This window comes from Paenibacillus pseudetheri (genome assembly GCF_924513355.1).
GTDB lineage: Bacteria > Bacillota > Bacilli > Paenibacillales > Paenibacillaceae > Paenibacillus_AQ > Paenibacillus_AQ pseudetheri.
This window is the reverse complement of sequence record NZ_CAKMAB010000005.1, coordinates 194,851-212,147: the sequence shown is the minus strand read 5'-3', so window position 1 is coordinate 212,147 and position 17,297 is coordinate 194,851. Positions and strand designations below refer to the sequence as shown.

At 41.9% G+C, this 17,297-nt stretch carries 15 protein-coding genes; 9 read left to right on the top strand and 6 right to left on the bottom strand.

Annotated elements, in window-relative coordinates:
- The first annotated feature begins 48 nt into the window (after positions 1 to 48).
- The gene (locus tag L1028_RS06745) at positions 49 to 954 is read left to right on the top strand and encodes a helix-turn-helix transcriptional regulator (RefSeq protein WP_234532481.1); all 906 of its coding nucleotides are present in this window, start codon (positions 49 to 51) and stop codon (positions 952 to 954) included.
- A 469-nt stretch (positions 955 to 1,423) separates the two neighbouring features.
- Here L1028_RS06745 and L1028_RS06740 read toward each other — a convergent pair whose 3' ends face one another.
- A complete protein-coding gene (locus L1028_RS06740; RefSeq protein ID WP_234532478.1) occupies positions 1,424 to 2,614 on the bottom strand; it encodes a coenzyme F420-0:L-glutamate ligase in 1,191 nt (396 codons plus the stop codon).
- A 176-nt stretch (positions 2,615 to 2,790) separates the two neighbouring features.
- Here L1028_RS06740 and L1028_RS06735 point away from each other — a divergent pair, with 176 nt between their 5' ends.
- Both L1028_RS06735 and L1028_RS06730 read left to right on the top strand, forming a co-directional pair.
- The gene (locus L1028_RS06735; protein WP_234532477.1) at positions 2,791 to 3,738 is read left to right on the top strand and encodes a helix-turn-helix transcriptional regulator; all 948 of its coding nucleotides are present in this window, start codon (positions 2,791 to 2,793) and stop codon (positions 3,736 to 3,738) included.
- Between the two features lie 64 nt (positions 3,739 to 3,802).
- The gene (locus L1028_RS06730; protein ID WP_234532475.1) at positions 3,803 to 4,348 is read left to right on the top strand and encodes a DinB family protein; all 546 of its coding nucleotides are present in this window, start codon (positions 3,803 to 3,805) and stop codon (positions 4,346 to 4,348) included.
- Positions 4,349 to 4,407: 59 nt separating this feature from the next.
- Here the strand turns inward: L1028_RS06730 and L1028_RS06725 are convergent, their stop codons facing one another.
- From L1028_RS06725 to L1028_RS06715, 3 genes are all read right to left on the bottom strand, one after another.
- Positions 4,408 to 6,015 carry a response regulator transcription factor gene (locus L1028_RS06725; protein ID WP_234532576.1) on the bottom strand — a complete coding sequence of 536 codons (1,608 nt, stop codon included), beginning with the start codon at positions 6,013 to 6,015 and terminating at the stop codon, positions 4,408 to 4,410.
- Positions 6,016 to 6,030: 15 nt separating this feature from the next.
- On the bottom strand, positions 6,031 to 7,719 hold the full coding sequence (locus L1028_RS06720; protein ID WP_234532473.1) for a sensor histidine kinase: 1,689 nt from the start codon (positions 7,717 to 7,719) through the stop codon (positions 6,031 to 6,033).
- 222 nt (positions 7,720 to 7,941) lie between these two features.
- Positions 7,942 to 8,121 (bottom strand): hypothetical protein, encoded by a 180-nt coding sequence (locus L1028_RS06715; RefSeq protein ID WP_234532470.1) that lies wholly within the window; start codon positions 8,119 to 8,121, stop codon positions 7,942 to 7,944.
- Positions 8,122 to 8,149: 28 nt separating this feature from the next.
- Here L1028_RS06715 and L1028_RS06710 point away from each other — a divergent pair, with 28 nt between their 5' ends.
- The 4 genes from L1028_RS06710 to gnpA all read left to right on the top strand — a co-directional run bounded on the left by L1028_RS06710 (position 8,150) and on the right by gnpA (position 13,704).
- Positions 8,150 to 9,628, top strand: coding sequence for a carbohydrate ABC transporter substrate-binding protein (locus tag L1028_RS06710; protein ID WP_234532468.1), 1,479 nt, complete (start codon positions 8,150 to 8,152; stop codon positions 9,626 to 9,628).
- Between the two features lie 90 nt (positions 9,629 to 9,718).
- Positions 9,719 to 10,660 carry a carbohydrate ABC transporter permease gene (locus L1028_RS06705; protein ID WP_234532466.1) on the top strand — a complete coding sequence of 314 codons (942 nt, stop codon included), beginning with the start codon at positions 9,719 to 9,721 and terminating at the stop codon, positions 10,658 to 10,660.
- Positions 10,661 to 10,699: 39 nt separating this feature from the next.
- The gene (locus tag L1028_RS06700; protein ID WP_149647056.1) at positions 10,700 to 11,524 is read left to right on the top strand and encodes a carbohydrate ABC transporter permease; all 825 of its coding nucleotides are present in this window, start codon (positions 10,700 to 10,702) and stop codon (positions 11,522 to 11,524) included.
- A 26-nt stretch (positions 11,525 to 11,550) separates the two neighbouring features.
- Complete coding sequence (gene gnpA, locus L1028_RS06695; RefSeq protein WP_234532464.1) at positions 11,551 to 13,704, top strand: 1,3-beta-galactosyl-N-acetylhexosamine phosphorylase; 2,154 nt, start codon at positions 11,551 to 11,553, stop codon at positions 13,702 to 13,704.
- A 225-nt stretch (positions 13,705 to 13,929) separates the two neighbouring features.
- On the opposite strand, the gene L1028_RS06690 is transcribed toward gnpA, so the two are convergent.
- Positions 13,930 to 14,835 carry a helix-turn-helix transcriptional regulator gene (locus L1028_RS06690; protein WP_234532462.1) on the bottom strand — a complete coding sequence of 302 codons (906 nt, stop codon included), beginning with the start codon at positions 14,833 to 14,835 and terminating at the stop codon, positions 13,930 to 13,932.
- A 173-nt stretch (positions 14,836 to 15,008) separates the two neighbouring features.
- Here L1028_RS06690 and L1028_RS06685 point away from each other — a divergent pair, with 173 nt between their 5' ends.
- Positions 15,009 to 15,863, top strand: coding sequence for a sugar phosphate isomerase/epimerase family protein (locus tag L1028_RS06685; RefSeq protein WP_234532460.1), 855 nt, complete (start codon positions 15,009 to 15,011; stop codon positions 15,861 to 15,863).
- Between the two features lie 71 nt (positions 15,864 to 15,934).
- Positions 15,935 to 16,948: a Gfo/Idh/MocA family protein gene (locus L1028_RS06680; protein ID WP_234532458.1), complete on the top strand. Its 1,014-nt coding sequence runs from the start codon at positions 15,935 to 15,937 to the stop codon at positions 16,946 to 16,948.
- A gap of 88 nt (positions 16,949 to 17,036) precedes the next feature.
- On the opposite strand, the gene L1028_RS06675 is transcribed toward L1028_RS06680, so the two are convergent.
- On the bottom strand, positions 17,037 to 17,255 hold the full coding sequence (locus tag L1028_RS06675) for a hypothetical protein (protein WP_234532456.1): 219 nt from the start codon (positions 17,253 to 17,255) through the stop codon (positions 17,037 to 17,039).
- Between the last annotated feature and the right edge of the window lie 42 nt (positions 17,256 to 17,297).

Here is a 17,297-nt window from a genome sequence, read left to right as displayed (position 1 = left end):
CAAATATAAGAACAAGGCTGACTAGCCGTTTACGCATTAATTAATGTAGTGCGCGAAATAATTAAACGATGGAATAAAGGAAATGAGTTATTTCATCTGGGAGATAATCGCTTTGTTGTGCTTGATCTAGGTGAATCTGACGATGAGCGCCATGCCTTGAAAATTAATGATATAGCGGCCATTACTAAGCAATATCTGGGTCTCGAAGCTTCCTTCTTGATTAACAGCGACTTTAACGATATAGATAGTTTTTTTCAGAAAGTGTTAGAATCCCGTCAGCAATTAGTTCATTTCTTCTATGAGAAAAATGCTTGCATCGTTAACTCCAAGCATGTGCCAGCGCCGGTTGCAGACTTGGATTTGTATTCCTTCCTTCAATCTGTGGAGGGTAGTGGCAATGTAAGACTTCAGGTTGCGGCTTTACCTGGCCTGATCGAGGCCTATTTTGAGTTACTTCGTCATCTATGCCGTCCACCTGCATCGATTAAGGGAGACTTAAAGACATTGATTCAATTTATTGAGAAAAGCGGTTTTGCTGTCCCCGCGTCCTTAAAGTCGGATATTAGCCAGCTTCGGGCTTTCCGCCTCACGGACTTCAAGCTTGTCTTTACAGAGTGGCTTGGAGAGCTGGATTGGAATAGTAGACATCGCAAAGAGATTTCTAAAGCTCTAACCTTCATTCATGACCGTTATGCCACCAAGGTATCTCTAGAGGATATTTGTGCACATGTCAATCTAAGCCGATCGCATCTGTCTAAGCTTTTTAAGGAACAACAGGGTATATCTGTCATGGAATATATGGAGTCCTATAGGTTGAAACAGGCACGGTTACTTCTTCGGACTACCAAACATCCGATCTCGGAAATCATTGACCGAGTGGGGGTCACAGATGTTTTTTATTTTAGCAAATTGTACAAAAAACACTTTGGATTCAACCCGAGTAAAGACAGGTAGCCAGCTTTAGTCCCCACTCCCGCTCCTCTTGCATGTTCTTCCAATTTAGCATGTGCAACAGAAGAACGATCATAAATCATAATTGAAAATCTGCAAAAGACAGACACCAATAGCGTACAATTCTGGCTTTAAAGTAATACTACCACTTTGTGTAGTGGCCGCAGACAAATGGATATAATTTGAAAGTACAGTAGACTTAGCAGTCGAATATCCAGCAGGAAATGTCCTGCTGAATATTCGGAAATTGTGGATTCGCACCGAGCCGTATCATAAGTGAGGGCAAGTTTTATGATCGGAAAATGAGGCAACAAAGAAGGAGAAGGGAAACCTTCTCCTATATGACTTGTCTATTCAATAAACTTATTTAATAACAACGAAGAATCTAGATATAGCTAATAATCCTTATATTTCTCGCATAAACGCTTACCGTCCTTATAGGGACGCCGAAGGCGTTTTTGCTGGACTAATCTTATTTTGTATAGTTATCGAAGTAACCTTGAATATAAATCATTGGTGTTCCTTTATCTCCACTACCAGAAGTCAAATCAGATAAGGATCCAATGAGGTCCGTTAATCTACGAGGTGTAGTACCTTGTGCTTCCATCGCACCAACGAGATCATCATTTTTATTCTGGATGTATTTAGAAATGGCTTGTTTCAGCTCTTCACCACGAAGATGAGAGTAGTTGTTATCGGCCAAATATTTCAATTTCACTTCATTTGGTGTTCCATCAAGTCCTGCAGTGTAAGCAGGGGATACTACTGGATCTGCCAGTTCCCATATTTTACCGACTGGATCTTTGAATGCACCATCGCCATAAACCATAACTTCTACAGTTTTACCTGTAATTTCTTTAATTTTTGCTTGGATACCATCCACGATAGGTTGGCAGTTATTTGGAAATAGTTTTACGCTTTCTTCTGTTGCTTTATTGGATCCAAGCAGACCATAAGCTTCGTTAAAGCCACTGCCATCAATGGATTGTGTAAGAATATCATCCAGGCCAAATACTTTTTCAGCACCATTGCTCATGAGAATACGTTTGGTTCTGAACCGTGTGTGAATATCGCAAGTTAATACATTTTTTGTATAGTTTAAAATGGTTTTCGGATTATTGGAGAAGATGACTTCGCAAGCCACACCTTCAGCTTCAATCAAACCTTTATAATATTCAATATAGTCAACACCTGTGAATGGGTGCTTAATAAAGCCGAAAAACTCACGAAATTGAGCCTCTGTTAACACATCCGTCCATGGATTAACACCCTTAGCATCTAATTCGTCGATGTCTACAAGATGGTTGCCCACTTCATCAGCTGGATAGCTTAACATCAAGACTACTTTTTTTGCCCCTTTGGCAATACCACGCAAGCAGTTAGCAAATCGGTTACGGCTAAGGATTGGGAAAATAACACCTACGGTTTCATCGCCGAATTTCCCCTTAATATCAGCAGCAATATTATCAATTGTCGCATAGTTACCTTGTGCCCGAGCCACAATGGATTCAGTTACAGTTACAATGTCACGATCCTCGATCGAGAAACCTTCGACTGTTGCTGCATTCAATACGGTTTGAACTACGATTTCTTCAATGTTATCCCCATTGTTAATGATAGGCCCGCGGAGTCCACGTACCACTGTTCCAACTACTCTTTCCAATATGATCTCTCCTCTTGTAAGGGTATACTCTATATATAAGTAATGATTATAATCCTTATATTACTATACCTTTTTAAGTGATATAAGTGAAATTAATGTTTGTGATATCTAATATAAAAAGGATTTATAGATAAGGGGACTACAAATGGCGCGTGTGTACAGGGAGGGAGAACCGTATGAACAAAATGGACCGTATGTTAGCTATAGTGCTTGAACTGCAGCGTAATAAAGTGTTACGAGCGGAGGATTTAGCTGCTACGTTTGAAACGAGCGTGAGAACTATCTATCGGGATATTCAGGCACTGAGTGAAGCTGGCGTAGCCATAATAGGAGCGCCAGGGCAGGGCTACTCCTTAATCGAGGGATATTTCCTGCCACCCGTTAGTTTCACGCTGGATGAAGCAGTGACATTGCTTATCGGGACTGACTTTATCGAGCAGTGGTTTGATGCCCACTATGGCAATAAGGCTAGAAGTTCTAAAGCAAAGATAGAAGCTATCCTGCCAGAAGCCATCCGTAGTGAAGCGTCACAGATCCGCAAAAGTTTTCGTTTATTTGCATCCGCAGCAGATATAGCACCAATACAAGAAAAGGCATGTTTGGAAGCCATTCGTCGAGCGATATTGGAGGAAAGGAAAATAAGATTTCGTTATTCCAAAAGAATCGCCGAAGCCGATGGGAACCGTCAAAGTATTCGTACGGTTGCTCCTTACGGACTTGTACTTCATCAAGGATCATGGGTACTCGTCGCCTGGTGTGAATTGCGTCAAGACATCCGTCATTTCCGGTTATCCCGAATGAGGGAGCTTATTGATCTGGAAGATAAATTTATACTGCCAGCGGATTTTCAATTGGAGGTATATCAGCCTCCTGATGATCGCAATGTTCATGTGCTTATCTTAGTCCATTCTGACCTAGCTGATAAGGTAAGGGAATCGAACAATTTCTATATGGAAACTATAGAGGACCATGCGGAAGGCTTACTGGTTACTTTTCGAGTTCGAGAGCCAGCGGAATTACTGCAATGGGTGCTGGGCTGGGGAGGCGGCATGGTTGTGCTAGAGCCGGAATCTTTTCGCCATCAAGTTAGAAACGAACTAGAAATAATGTTAAAACGCTACTGACATAACGCTGTCAGTAGCGTTTTTGTATACTTGGATAATCAATGACTACAGGAGCTGATATATAATGAATACAACAAAAGAAGCCTTACAACGTTTTGAAGAAACTGCGACATACTATATTCATGAATTAGAGCGATTCAATCTGGAGCAGTTGAAGCAAAAGCCAAGTGAAAACGAGTGGTCCATCGGACAGATGGTTCAACATCTCATTAACTCGGCACTGTATATGCAGCTTCGTAATATTGATCAATGTCTGGTGCCAAGCCAAGATCCCTTAGCAACTCATGTAGGGAAAACCGAGGATGGAGCGGCTATATTTGCACAAGGAAGCTTTCCACCCATTCGTATTCAGGTTCCGCCTTCCGCCCAATATACGCCGGAGCAGCCGGAGAGCAAAGAACAATTAATTCAAGGGTTACATACAGTCATCCAAAGAATGAGGGAGATCGAACCGTCTCTTGAAAAAGCGTCCAAACAAAATACCGTATCTCACCCGCGATTCGGTGGACTATGCGCGGAGGAATGGTTCCTGCTTATTGAGATGCACTACCGTCATCATCTTCTGCAGCTGGAGCGGTTAAACAAAGAATTGTTCCGGAAAGTGATGTAATACCAAAAAAGGCCTTTGCTGATCTACAGCAAAGGCCTTTCGTCGTAAAAGAAGTGATCTTAATTTCCTGAGCCAAGCGTCGCTTGAACATAATCTTTATATTCACTCGGATTAACTCCAAAATGCTTCTTGAAAAGTCTGGTGAAATAAAATTGATCATGTATACCGATTTGCGTAGAGATCTCTTTGACATAAGGGTTGCCCTTTAAAATTAACTCTGCGGCTTTCTCCATTTTTACGGTATTAATGTAATGGATGATACTTTGCCCGATTTCTTCTTTAAAGATTCGGGATAGATAGTTCTCACTTAAGTTGACCTGCTTGGCAATCAGAGATAAGGTCAGCTTTTTCTGATAATTTGCATTGATATAATCAATTGTTTGTTTAACATCCCTATTATGGGTAGTCACAATCTGTTGTTTTTGATGTGAGAATAATTGAAACAAAAGCTCCATCTGTGTTAGAATCTCTGCGCTTCGTTTGCTATTTGCAATATTCTCAATATATGTTTTTAAAAGCTTGGGGTCCTCAACGATAATGTGAGCATCGCATAATGGAAGATAGTGCAGGCAATTGACGATGAATTTTTTGGCTTCAGCAGGCTTTATTCGTTTGGATCTGCAGGTCTCAAGAAAATTTTGAGTGGCTTGATGAACTGCTTCAACGCCGGAACGTTTCCAGGCCTGTATTAAATTCGTAGAGAACTCATGAACGTTTTCGAAATCGAGCGTATCATTTAAATGGACAATCTCGGGATCAATAATCGTTATTTCGTTGTAAAATTGGATTTCCAAGGATTCTTTACTTCGCTCTAGCATTACTTTCGCCTCAGCATATCCTCTAATGGGCTGGGAATAAACAATGGTAGGGGTAATGGAAATATACATTTTGATCAACTGAATGACTCTATGGATAAAGTCGGTACGGATCATTTGCTGATTGTCTAAGGTATCACTGGAGATGAGCAGCAACAGTGCATTTGATTCAAGTTGAATAATTTCGAATTGATCTACAGTTTCCAGGATATCTAAGATGATATTTTCAATGAAGGATGCAGAAAGATGGTTTTTTCGTTTGCTTGGGCTGGTGCTATTCTGCACAAAGGTAATGTAGAACAAATAGCAGCTGGTTTCACTGAAAGAGAGCGTTACGGAATTTTGCTGCTCAAGCTGGTTTATATCATAATAGGGGTCGGTAAAATAATCTTTTAAAATCGCATTTTTAACACTCTTTAAATTGTGTTGCAATAGCTGAGATTGCGTCTCTAGCTGCTGCCTGGACTGAAGCTGTTCTTGGATTAGCTGCGTGGATTTCTCCAGCAACTGGATGAGGTCCGCAGTCTTCATACTAATCTTAAGCATATAATCTACAGCGCCAAGAACTAATGCCTCACGAACCAACTCATACTCCCCGTGGTTACTTGCCACCAGAATTTTTCCTGCAAACCCTCTGTTATTTAGTTCTTTTATCAGCTGCAAACCATCCATATTAGGCATTTTGAGATCTGTAATGATGATATGGGGATTAAACTTCTCCACAAGGGTTAAAGCTTCAACTCCGTCAGAGGCTGTAGCACAGATCATATATCCAAGCTCTTCCCATGGAATCATGGTTCTGAGCGCGACTTTTACAATAGGTTCATCATCCACCAGCATTACATTATACATTGGATACACTAGGTATCACCCCTTATCTTCTTCGTAGGTTTGTTTGGGGATAATCAGGCGGCAACAGGTTCCTTGACCCACTAAGCTTGTGATGAATAGTCCGTAGCTCTCACCATATTGAAGCTTAATGCGATCGGCTACATTAGAAATTCCGATACCGGACAGCGTATCAGCCTTTTCCGATTTTTTCGTATCAAAGCCTTTTCCGTTATCAATGATTTCTATAACAAGTGTGTATTCATTTTTTGCGTAAACCTTAATGCGAATAAGAACTTTTCCTCCGATATCCGTAACCCCATGGATGATAGCGTTCTCAGCGATCGGCTGCAGAATAAGTTTAGGGATCAGACTAAGTAATACCGATTCATCTAGATCATATTCAACATCAAATCGATCAGCATAACGTATTTTTTGAATGGCAAAGTAATTGTCCAGATTGTTAAGCTCTTGTTTGATGGTTATTTCCTCATCTTGATCGATGATGGTACTGCGCAGTAATTCTGCGAGAGAAGAGATACCATCACTTAGCACCGGAACCTGGTTAATTATTGCGAGCCATCGCAAGGAGTTTAGAGTGTTGAATAAAAAATGAGGGTTAATCTGTGATTGTAGCATTTGTAATTCAAGCGAACGCTGCCTCTTTTGATCTTTCTGTTGATCCTCTATCAGTTGCTCAATCCGGCTGACCATGCTATTAATCCTATTAGCCAGAACACCCATCTCATCGTTGCTGTTATCTTCTATACGATTGGATAAATTGCCATAAAAAATCTGATTACAGAAGACAATAATTTGTTTGATAGGCTTCAGGATACTTTTATACAAGATGATGATAATTAAGATGCAAAGGACTACAATGATGCTGACAACGATAAGGAGTCCAGTGGTGATTTTACTTGTCTCAGAATTAATATAAGAGAAGGGAACCGTAGAAATCATGTACCAGCCTAACTGATTATTATTGATATAGGAGATCTGATGCATCTCGCCATTGACTAAGCCTTGAAAGGAATGGTTCTTCTGTGCCTCTTGTTCCTTGATCTGTTTAAAAAGCTGACCTTTATCATAGGCTTCTCCAAGTGTTGTACTTTTTTGGTTGGAGGACATCACTATTCCTTCTCTATTCATGATAAGCAGATTAGAACCTGTTCCTAAGTCCACACTGGAAAGAATGACTTTTGAGAATAACTCCCCGCCGATAAAAACAAACACATAACCTAATGGAACGCCAATGTCATTTTGATCAAAAATTTTACGCCCCAGAACAATCGTATTAGAAGCTCGATAGCTTTTTACATAATTAAGACTGTCATAAGGGGCATTCAGATCTACCTGTTTCATGATTTCTTCATATTTTGGATTAGGAATGCCATCGTAGCCTAATTCATAGATAGGTTCATTCTTGAAGTCGGTGACCCGCACGTTCTGTACATACCCCGGATAGATGGTTCTATATAAATTGTCCATTGCATGGTTAATGGTAGCGTTGCTAGGAGCGGGTTCATTTGGTGCTGCCGATAAACGCTCCTGAATAATAGGATTGGTAGAAACAGATCCGGCAAGATATTGATAGTTATTAAGCTCGCTTAACATCGTTCGATTGAGTAGCGTCAAAGCCTGAAAGGTAGATTTGCTTAATTTATTGTTGATGGATTTGGAGTAGATTGTATAGGAATAGAAACCTATAAAGATGATGGGAATCACGGATACGATTAAGAAAATGACCGTTAAGCGATGTTGAATTTTAATTTTTCGTATGATTTGTGGGGGACTAGGAAAATGCCGTTTCCCTTTGTTATGACTCAGGTGGGTGACCTCCCATTCGATATCCTTTACTTACAAGTTAACATAAAAAGAAGAACGGAATATATATGCATGGGCGAAAAGCAAGAATAATCTATGGAATCGTCAGTATTATCCATTCCTTTAACCGCTAAGTTTACAAGTCATGTGATTCTGATGAATAAGCGTATCTGAAGCCTGAATGATAGATGGATTGGATAATACATAGGTACGTTTGTATTGTAAATGTAAATAATACGTAAACACTTCTATACTTAAGTCATCAGATAAAGCGTTTTCAATATTAATCTGTGGTTGGGTCATTAGCAAGAACATCTTAAGGAGGGCGTTTATGAGAAAGACAATGAGTACGTTATTAGCAGTTACGCTGCTGGGGGTGGGGTTGATTGGCTGTGGGAATAGTACGAATACACCTGCTGCCTCAAAGGATTCGAATTCAACAAAAGCTACGAGTACAGCGGAAGCCACAAGTACCGCGAATGCCGAGAATACTTCTAAAGAGGATGCTAAGAAGGATTTTGATAACAAAGAACTGAGTATTGCTGTATTCCAAGGTGGATATGGCGCCGATTATTGGAATGAAATTGTCAGTAAATTCGAGAGTACTTATCCAGGGGTAAAAGTGAATATGACGATCAACCCTAAGGTTGGTGAAGTGATCAGACCACAGATTGTTGCCGGTAATCCTCCTGACTTCCTATCAGTTACGGATACAGAGCAAAGTGGGATTATGCTTTCCCTCATTAAAGAAAAAGGACTTCTGGATATCAGTGATGTATTCGAAAGCAAGGCATTAGATAAAGATGAAACGCTTAAAGATATGATCCTTCCAGGGATGCTGGACAGCACAAGATTTCAGCCGTATCAAGATGGAAAGATCTATCTGGCACCTTTTAACGCTGGACCGATGGGCTTGATTTACAACAAAACACTGTTCGCGGAAAAAGGCTGGAGTATTCCAGAGACTTGGGATGAGTTCTTTGCTTTAGGCGATGAGCTGAAAAAAGAAGAGAACTTCTTGGTCAATGCAGATGGAACGAAAACGAAGAGAGCGTTATTCACTTACCAAGGTATCTATCCAGACTATTTGGAAGAAATTCTGTATCCTGCCATTGCTAGTGCGGGCGGTAAAGAAACGTTAGACAAAGTCTTTGCATATGAGGAAGGTTCATTTAAGAACGATACGATCAAAAAAGTATTGGATATTTTCTACAAAATATCTAAAGACGGATATCTGATGGATGGCACGGTTGCCCTGAACCATACCCAATCGCAGACCGATATGATGATGGGCAAAGCGTTGTTTATTGTAAACGGCAACTGGATGGAAAATGAAATGAAGGATTCGCCAAGAGAGAATGGCTTTGAATTTGGGATGACAACGGTTCCTGTATTTAATAAAGGAGATCAGAAATACGTGCTTTCCAGCTACGAGCAATTCTCCATCCCAGCAAAAGCCAAAAATCCAGAGCTGGCTAAAGAATTCTTGAAATTCCTGTATACGGATGAGTCCGTTAAATTATTCGCGGAAAAAGCTAATGGTGCGTACGCGCTTAATGATGCGAAGGAGCTATCAAAGCCATACTTGACCAAAGGTGTATATGACATGTTTGAGGCTTATAATGGTTCCATTTCTATCCTACAAGGCTGGCAATCCTTACCGAAGGGCTCCAAAGTTAGTGTAGTCACTGAAATGTTCAAGAATACGATGACGCCAGTCATGACAGGTCAAATGACCACAGAGCAATGGATGGATAATGTTGAAAAAGCTTTTGCGCAGATTCGTAAAGAGAAAGCAGCTAGTAAATAATTTATAGCATCTCATGCCAATGCATCCTGTTAAGAATGGATAAGGACATCTATGAACAGGATGCATTTTGCATGAAGAGGAGTGAGAAAGATGTCTGAGATGCAACTAACGGAAGTAGCTCCTAGAAACAGAAAAATAAAGACTAAGTCAACGAAAACTAAAAATCCGAAGCTATTCATAGCCGTATGTACCATTCCTGCGCTCCTGTTGACTCTCTTATTTATGATCATTCCAACCTTTCGGGCATTCTTTATGTCTTTTACGGATGCAACCGGAATGAGTGATGAGAACAAGTTTATCTTTCTGGATAACTATAAATATATGTTCCAAGATGAGATGTTCCTCAAAGCGCTTAGTAATACGTTCAAGCTGATGCTGGTCGTGCCGGTGGTTACCTTAGCCTTTGGCTTAGTGCTTGCTTTTCTATTGACGCAGACGAAGCTGAAAGAGAGAGGCTTTTACCGGACGGTATTCTTTTTCCCCAGCATTATCTCTTTGACGGTAGTCGGGATCATATGGTCTTTTGTGTTTCATCCGAACATGGGGATCTTGAACAATATTCTCTCAAGTATTGGGCTGGATCAACTGACTATGACTTGGCTTGGGGATAGCCGAACTGCATTATGGTGCGTTGCGGTCACTCTGATCTGGCAGGCGGTTGGTTACTATATGGTGATGTATATCGCTGCAATAGATGGGATTTCTGCGGATGTGTTCGAGTCGGCGACCATTGATGGTGCAGGGTATTTCCGGAAGCTTGTCAGCATTACGATCCCACTGTTAAAAGAAATCATTGGAATAACCTTCGTGCTGTCCCTAGCGGGTACGATCAATTTAAGCTTTATAGTCGTAACAATTATGACCGGGGGTGGGCCGGCAGGTGGTACTACTGTATTGCTCCATTACATGTACACTCAAGGGTTCCAAAATGCGAACTTTGGTTATGCCATGGCTATCGCAATCTTTACGCTTGCGTTTGCCTTTGTCCTTTCTTTTCTGTCCAGACTACTTACAAATCGAGCAGAAGGGTAGGGGAGAAGGGTGAATAGTAATCAACAGAGTCTTATAAAAATGAACATTATCAATTGGATCACTCGGCTGTTTCTGATTGTGGCTACTATTGTTTTGTTATATCCGTTTGTATGGAATCTTTTAGCCTCATTTAAGAGCAACACGGAATTTCTAACCGATCCTTTCTCCTTTCCACAAGCCTTACACTTGGATAACTATGTACGTGCTTTTCAGAAATCCAAGATGGGAAGTTATTTCCTGAATTCTATCTTTCTAGTGGTACTTTCCACTGCGATTCTAGTTATTTTTGTGGTCCCTATAGCTTATGTATTAACGAGATTTAAGTTTTGGGGTTCCAAAATGATTCTTAATATTTATATGGCCTGTATCTTTCTCCAAGCTTCTTATATCATGGTTCCTTTATTTATTCAGGTGAATTCTTTTGGGATGCTGGACAATCGCGGAATGCTCGGTTTGATCTATGCTGTCCTTCAGTTTCCTTTTGCGATCTTTGTGTTAAGCGGATTTCTACGATCTGTCCCTAGAGATTATGAAGAGGCCGCTAAGATTGACGGTTGCGGGAATACAGGGGTACTCGTCAGAATCATTGCGCCACTAGCTAAGCCGGGAATTGTAACGGTCTGTATGCTGGCGGCGATGGGCTTTTGGAATGAGTATCCACTGGCATTAGTTCTAATTCAAACGGATAGCAAAAAAACATTACCGGTGGGTTTAGCCAATCTGTTTGAGGTTCAAAGGTATGCTACAGATTGGAGCGCACTATTTGCCGCATTGATCTTGGTACTCATTCCAACGATTCTCCTATATGTGGTAGGACAAAAACAATTGCTCCAAGGAATAAGCGCTGGTGGAATTAAGGGCTGAACTATAAAGTCATGGAGGGAATTTGTGTGGACAAAGGAAGATTTACACTACCTGGTGAAACAGGAATGGAAGAGGTCATAGCCGATCTTGTAGAGAGATGGGGCGTAGATGCTGTACGTGACAGTGATGGCACGAGTCTATCGCAGGACATTCTTGATATGGGTCTGCAAATCTATTCAACGCTTTGTTTGGTACGTGAGGACAACGAGTGGGCAAAGCAGCATCCACAGTATAGACAGCAGATTTATCTGATGTCTGCACCATTGATTGTGACATCGAAGGTGAAGACCATCGATATTATGGCAGATTTTTTTGCAGATCAATTTGTTCCTAACACAGATGTGGATATTAAAAAGTATTGGCAGGTTGTAAACCGGACCACAGGAGAAATAGTACCTTCGGCACATTGGAGTTATGCAGAGGGGATCGTCACGCTTGAGCAGGCGGAACAGTTTCACAAATATACCGTCAGTTTCTTGGCCTATCAGATTTGGGAACCGGTCTCTATGTACAATCACATCACGAATAACTGGACGGAAGAGCATCGCTTACCACTGGATGTTCGTTATTCCGAGGCTCAAGAGCATGTATTGAAGGTGTTGAAAGATTGGCTAGCAAAGCATCCGAAGACTGATATTGTTCGTTTTACTACTTTTTTTTATAATTTCGACTTGATTTTTAATAAGGAAGGTAAGGAGAAGCAAGTTAATTGGTTTGGCTATCTAAGCTGCGTAAGTCCATTAGCATTAGATCAGTTTGAACAAGCTTATGGATATCGTCTGACTGCGGAAGATTTTGTGGATCAAGGACGATATAACACACCGTTTAAGAATCCGACGCCAAGGTATTTGGACTGGATGGAATTTAATCAGAAATTCATCGCAGGTTATGCCAAACAATGTGTTGATATGGTGCATGATTTCGGTAAGAAAGCCATTATGTTCTTTGGGGATCACTGGGCAGGAACAGAGCCTTATGGCAAATATTTTTCCGAGATTGGGCTAGACGCAGTGGTCGGGGCTGCCGGAGATGGGGTTACGACCCGTATGATCGCGGATATTCCTATTAAGGATACCGAAGCCCGTTTCTATCCTTACTTCTTCCCAGATGTATTCTTTGAAGGTGGAGATCCTGTTGGGGAGTCCATGCCGATCTGGATAAAATGTCGCCGGGCACTTATGCGTAAATCGGTTGGAAGAATGGGGTATGGTGGATATCTAAGTCTGGCGTACCAATTCCCTGATTTTATTGATCATGTGACGGAGATTGCGACTCAGTTTAAAGGAATTCATGCAAATGCTGAAGGGACTCAGCCGTATAAGGCATCGTTTAAAGTGGCGATTCTTAATACTTGGGGCTACATTCGCAGCTGGCAGACGCACCAAGTGGCTCACTCTTTATGGAATCAAAGATGTTATTCCTACATAGGGGCACTGGAGTCACTCGCAGGATTGCCTTTCGACATTGAATTTATAAGCTTTGATGATATTAGACAACACGGAATTGATCCTAGTATCGGTGTGATCATTAACGCGGGTGATGTTCATACTTCTTGGAGTGGCGGAGATCATTGGAGCGATCCAAAAGTGGTATCTAGCATTCGTGAATGGGTGCATCAAGGCGGTGGCTTTATTGGAATTGGTGATCCAACGGCATATGAGCATCAAGGGGTTCTCTTTCAACTAGCGGATATTTTAGGTGTTCAAAAGGAAATGGGTTTTACAGCAAGCGTTAATAAGCCTAAGGTAACGCCAGTAAAGGAGCATTTCATTACGGAAGATCTGGAAGACGACATTGATTATGGTGAAGGGATGACCATGATTTATCAAGCGGAGGCTGGAGCAGAAGTATTGGATGTACACCACAATAGCTGCAATCTTGCCGTGAATTCATTTGGGCAGGGTCGAGGCGTTTATATTGCAGGGCTGCCGTATAGTATCCAGAATACTAGATTACTGAGCCGGGCGATCTTTTGGGCTGCACATCAAGAGGAACAATTGTATTCTTGGTTCTCCGTAAATCCGAATGTAGAGTGTCATGCTTACCCTGAAACGGGCCGCTATTGTGCTGTAAATAACACATCGGAGACCCAAAAGACGACGATCCTGATGGAGAACGATTTGAGACTAGAGCTGGAATTGAACGGAATGGAAAGTGTGTGGATGGACATGAATATGTAACTTCACTTTAAGACATACAATTAAGGAGTCAGTCGTAACTACGGAGAATATTTGGACTTCCGGCCGCTGTTGTCTCCAAATTTCCTGAATTATACCGCTGTTAGCGGTTGAAATTCGGAGACAAAGCATATGCTTTCGAAGCTAGCTTTCCTGCGGAAAGCTTTCAGGCGGTCGCTATCGCTCCTACAGTTCCAAGTTTCCTCTTCGCTTTTCTATCTTGCATGATTAGAGAATCCGGGACAACTTGCGATACGCCCGCGGAGAAATCCCCTCATTCGCCGTGAACACCCTACTGAAATAATGGATATCGGGATAGCCGACCTGTTCGCCGACCCTCTCAATTGGCCAATCCGTTTCTCGCAGCAGCTTACGCGCTTCCCTATGCCGGATCGAGCGGAGGTATTCTCCGGGGGGCATACCTGCGACCTCACGAAAGAGCTTGGCAAAATGGTCCTCATGCATATTCATGGCTTTGGCCATGGATTTATTGGTCCAGCGCTCTGCTGACCTCTCTTCTATCTCATCTATTAATGCCCTGATCCGCTCGGTGTGAACTGAAGACTTAGCTGCATCTCGGGAGTTTTGCGTTCGAAGCAACGAAGTCAGAATGCCAAGTAGTAGCCCTCGACAGACCCACTCATAGCCGACAGGCCGCATGGTGAATTCATGAACGAGTTGTTCCATGGCATGAACACATTCGGGAGGTGGGGAGTAGATCGGTTCTTGTGATAATGGCATGAAAGGAGCGGTTACGGCTTCAAAGGCAAATTTTTCGTGCATGACTTCATCCTCATTAACTACCATATCTTCATCATGTGTAATGATTGACTCCCCAAAGAAATCAAAATGGATTCCAATAAGCTTAGTATCTGAATCTGACAGGATAGCATTCTGATGATATACCCCAGATGAGAGGAAAATTAGCTGCCCAGCGTTCAGTATATATTCCTCCGTATCCATCTTTGTTAATAATTTGCCCTGACGAACATATAGTAGCTCGAAGTCATATAGTCTTCTTCTTGCGAAGGTACAAGGGGGAAGTGTCTGCAATTGTGCGTAGTGAATTCCGGGTGACCAATCACGAGAGGGTACCTGCTTTCTCAGTGGATAAGAGGGATCTTTGTCAGACATGGGACTGCCTCCTGAATGTTTAATAGAATAGAACGGAATAATGCAAAAAGTCTCTTATTCGCCTAAATAAATTGAGCTTTAAATCTATTATAATATAAATAAATAAAGGATACAAAATGCATGTAAGTCTAGAACGTCAAAAACGGAAAAGAACAAGTGTGAGGAGGATTCAAATGAAAAAGGGAATAAACATCTGGTCGTTTCGCGAAGGAACAGAAATTAAAGAATGTGTACGTTTAGCCAAAGCGGCTGGATTTGAGGGGATCGAGCTGTCATTAAATGAGTCAGGTGAACTTGGCCTGCAAACCACTGAGAAAGAAGCACGCATCCTTCGTGATTCTATTAATGAAACGGGTCTGGAGATCGCGGGGCTGGCAACAGGTCTATATTGGTCTTATGCGATGACTAGTGAATCTGAAGCGAATCGAACTAAGGCAATCGACGTATGCAAAAAGCAACTGGAGCTGGCAGCTGCGCTTGGTGTAGATACGATTCTTGTCATTCCTGGCGCTGTCGGTGTGGATTTCATCGAGGGCTGTGAAGTTGTTGATTATGAAAAAGCTTATGATAGAGCGCTGGAAGCGATTAGTCATTTAGCCAAGGATGCTGAGCAAGCAGGCGTTTCTATTGGTCTTGAAAATGTGTGGAATAAATTCCTGTTATCTCCGCTCGAATTACGTACTTTTATTGATACCGTCGGTTCCAGTTATGTAGGTTCCTATCTTGATGTTGGGAATATCGTGCATTCCGGTTATCCAGAGCAGTGGATACGGATTCTAGGCCATAGAATTAAAAAGGTGCATTTCAAGGATTACCGTCGGACGGCTGGTGGGCTTCATGGATTTGTTGATCTGCTCGCCGGAGATGTGGATTATCCAGCAGTTATGAAAGCGCTTGAAGAGATTGGATACAACAATTATGTTACCGGTGAAATGATACCGTCATACACACATTATACGGAGCAAATTATTTTTAATACTTCTGCAGCTATGGATGCCATTCTCGGACGCACCACTTTCAAAGCTTAAAATCCGCTGGTCTGGAAGGTGCCTGGATAGCGCTTGATTGAGTATTATTCATTTAACGGGGAGGCTTTATTATGTTGAAAATCGGTTTGATTGGCTTTGGATTTATGGGCCGGATGCATTTTGATAATTATGTTCGCTTAACAGAAGAGGGGCATCCCATCGTCCTTAAAGCTATCTGTGATTTGCGAATTGAGGAATTAAAAGACGGTAAAGCGGACGGCAATATGAATACCGCTCAAGAAGTGTATGATTTAACAGCTTACAATCTCTATGATGATCTGGAGAAAATGATAGCGAATGAGGAACTGGATATGATCGATATTGCAGTTCCTACTTACTTGCATGCTGAAATGGCCTGTTCGCTGCTGGAACGTGGATATCATGTCTTCTGTGAGAAGCCGATGGCTAGAACTTCTGTAGAAGCACAGAAAATGGTAGAAGCAGCGGAGCGCAGTGGAAAGAAGCTGATGATCGGACAATGTCTTCGTTTTTGGCCAGGGTATGAGTATTTGAAAGAAGTTGTGGAAACTGAGCAATTTGGTAAAGTGACGGAAGGGTATTTCTACCGTGGATCAGGAGCTCCTAAAGATTGGTTTCTGGATGAGAAGCTAAGCGGTGGATGCATTGTGGATATGCATATTCACGATACGGATATGATTAACTATCTGTTCGGCAGACCGGATAAAGTATCGACTTTGGGACGGAATGTTCTACCGGGAAGCGGATATGATATTGCTTCTACACACTATTTTTATAAGGATGCAAAGGTGATCAATGCTCAGGTGGACTGGACGCTGGAGGGCGACTTTGGATTCTACATGGGGTACAGGGTTAACTTCGAGCGAGGAAATGTTGTATTTGATGGTAGTGGAGTCAAGGTGAATCCCAATGATGGAGCAGGCTTTACGGTAGAGCTTTCCCCGGATGCGGGCTACTACAGAGAGCTGGTCTATTTCTTGGATGCGATTATTCAAGATAAGCCTATTATCATTTGTACGCCTGAGAGTGCAGCAGAATCTTTGGAAATCATAGAGGCGGAAGTACAGTCAGCGAATGCCGAAGGGGAATGGATTGTACTTAACTAGCAGGATATAGAGTATGCATAGGCGTGACTGGAGGAAAAACCATTGTAGATGGTTTCTCCAGTCGCGCCTTTTTGGCATGCATTCCCGCCTAACCTTTATTGCGCTGGAATTTCGTATTGTCCCTAGCATAGTGTGATACGGAGCCGTCATATCTTTTAAGGCGTACCTGTACATCGGAGAACTGTTCAACGATTCCTGAGGCTACCTCTGAATACATTCCATCAGGGTCAAGCTGTAGGGCAGTGATATAAGTTTGGGATAAGGCGGCTATAAAAAAATCAATATTTTTATTAAGTGTATGTGGCATGGTATTCCCTCCGGTGATATCTTCAACATGTATGAATATAAA

Coding starts and splice junctions, on each gene's coding strand:
- L1028_RS06725 (WP_234532576.1), bottom strand. CDS start 6,015: ATGTATAATGTAATGCTGGTGGATGATGAACCTATTGTAAAAGTCGCG.
- L1028_RS06675 (WP_234532456.1), bottom strand. CDS start 17,255: ATGCCACATACACTTAATAAAAATATTGATTTTTTTATAGCCGCCTTA.
- L1028_RS06710 (WP_234532468.1), top strand. CDS start 8,150: ATGAGAAAGACAATGAGTACGTTATTAGCAGTTACGCTGCTGGGGGTG.
- L1028_RS06700 (WP_149647056.1), top strand. CDS start 10,700: ATGAACATTATCAATTGGATCACTCGGCTGTTTCTGATTGTGGCTACT.
- L1028_RS06715 (WP_234532470.1), bottom strand. CDS start 8,121: ATGACCCAACCACAGATTAATATTGAAAACGCTTTATCTGATGACTTA.
- L1028_RS06680 (WP_234532458.1), top strand. CDS start 15,935: ATGTTGAAAATCGGTTTGATTGGCTTTGGATTTATGGGCCGGATGCAT.
- L1028_RS06685 (WP_234532460.1), top strand. CDS start 15,009: ATGAAAAAGGGAATAAACATCTGGTCGTTTCGCGAAGGAACAGAAATT.
- L1028_RS06705 (WP_234532466.1), top strand. CDS start 9,719: ATGTCTGAGATGCAACTAACGGAAGTAGCTCCTAGAAACAGAAAAATA.
- L1028_RS06690 (WP_234532462.1), bottom strand. CDS start 14,835: ATGTCTGACAAAGATCCCTCTTATCCACTGAGAAAGCAGGTACCCTCT.
- L1028_RS06730 (WP_234532475.1), top strand. CDS start 3,803: ATGAATACAACAAAAGAAGCCTTACAACGTTTTGAAGAAACTGCGACA.
- L1028_RS06735 (WP_234532477.1), top strand. CDS start 2,791: ATGAACAAAATGGACCGTATGTTAGCTATAGTGCTTGAACTGCAGCGT.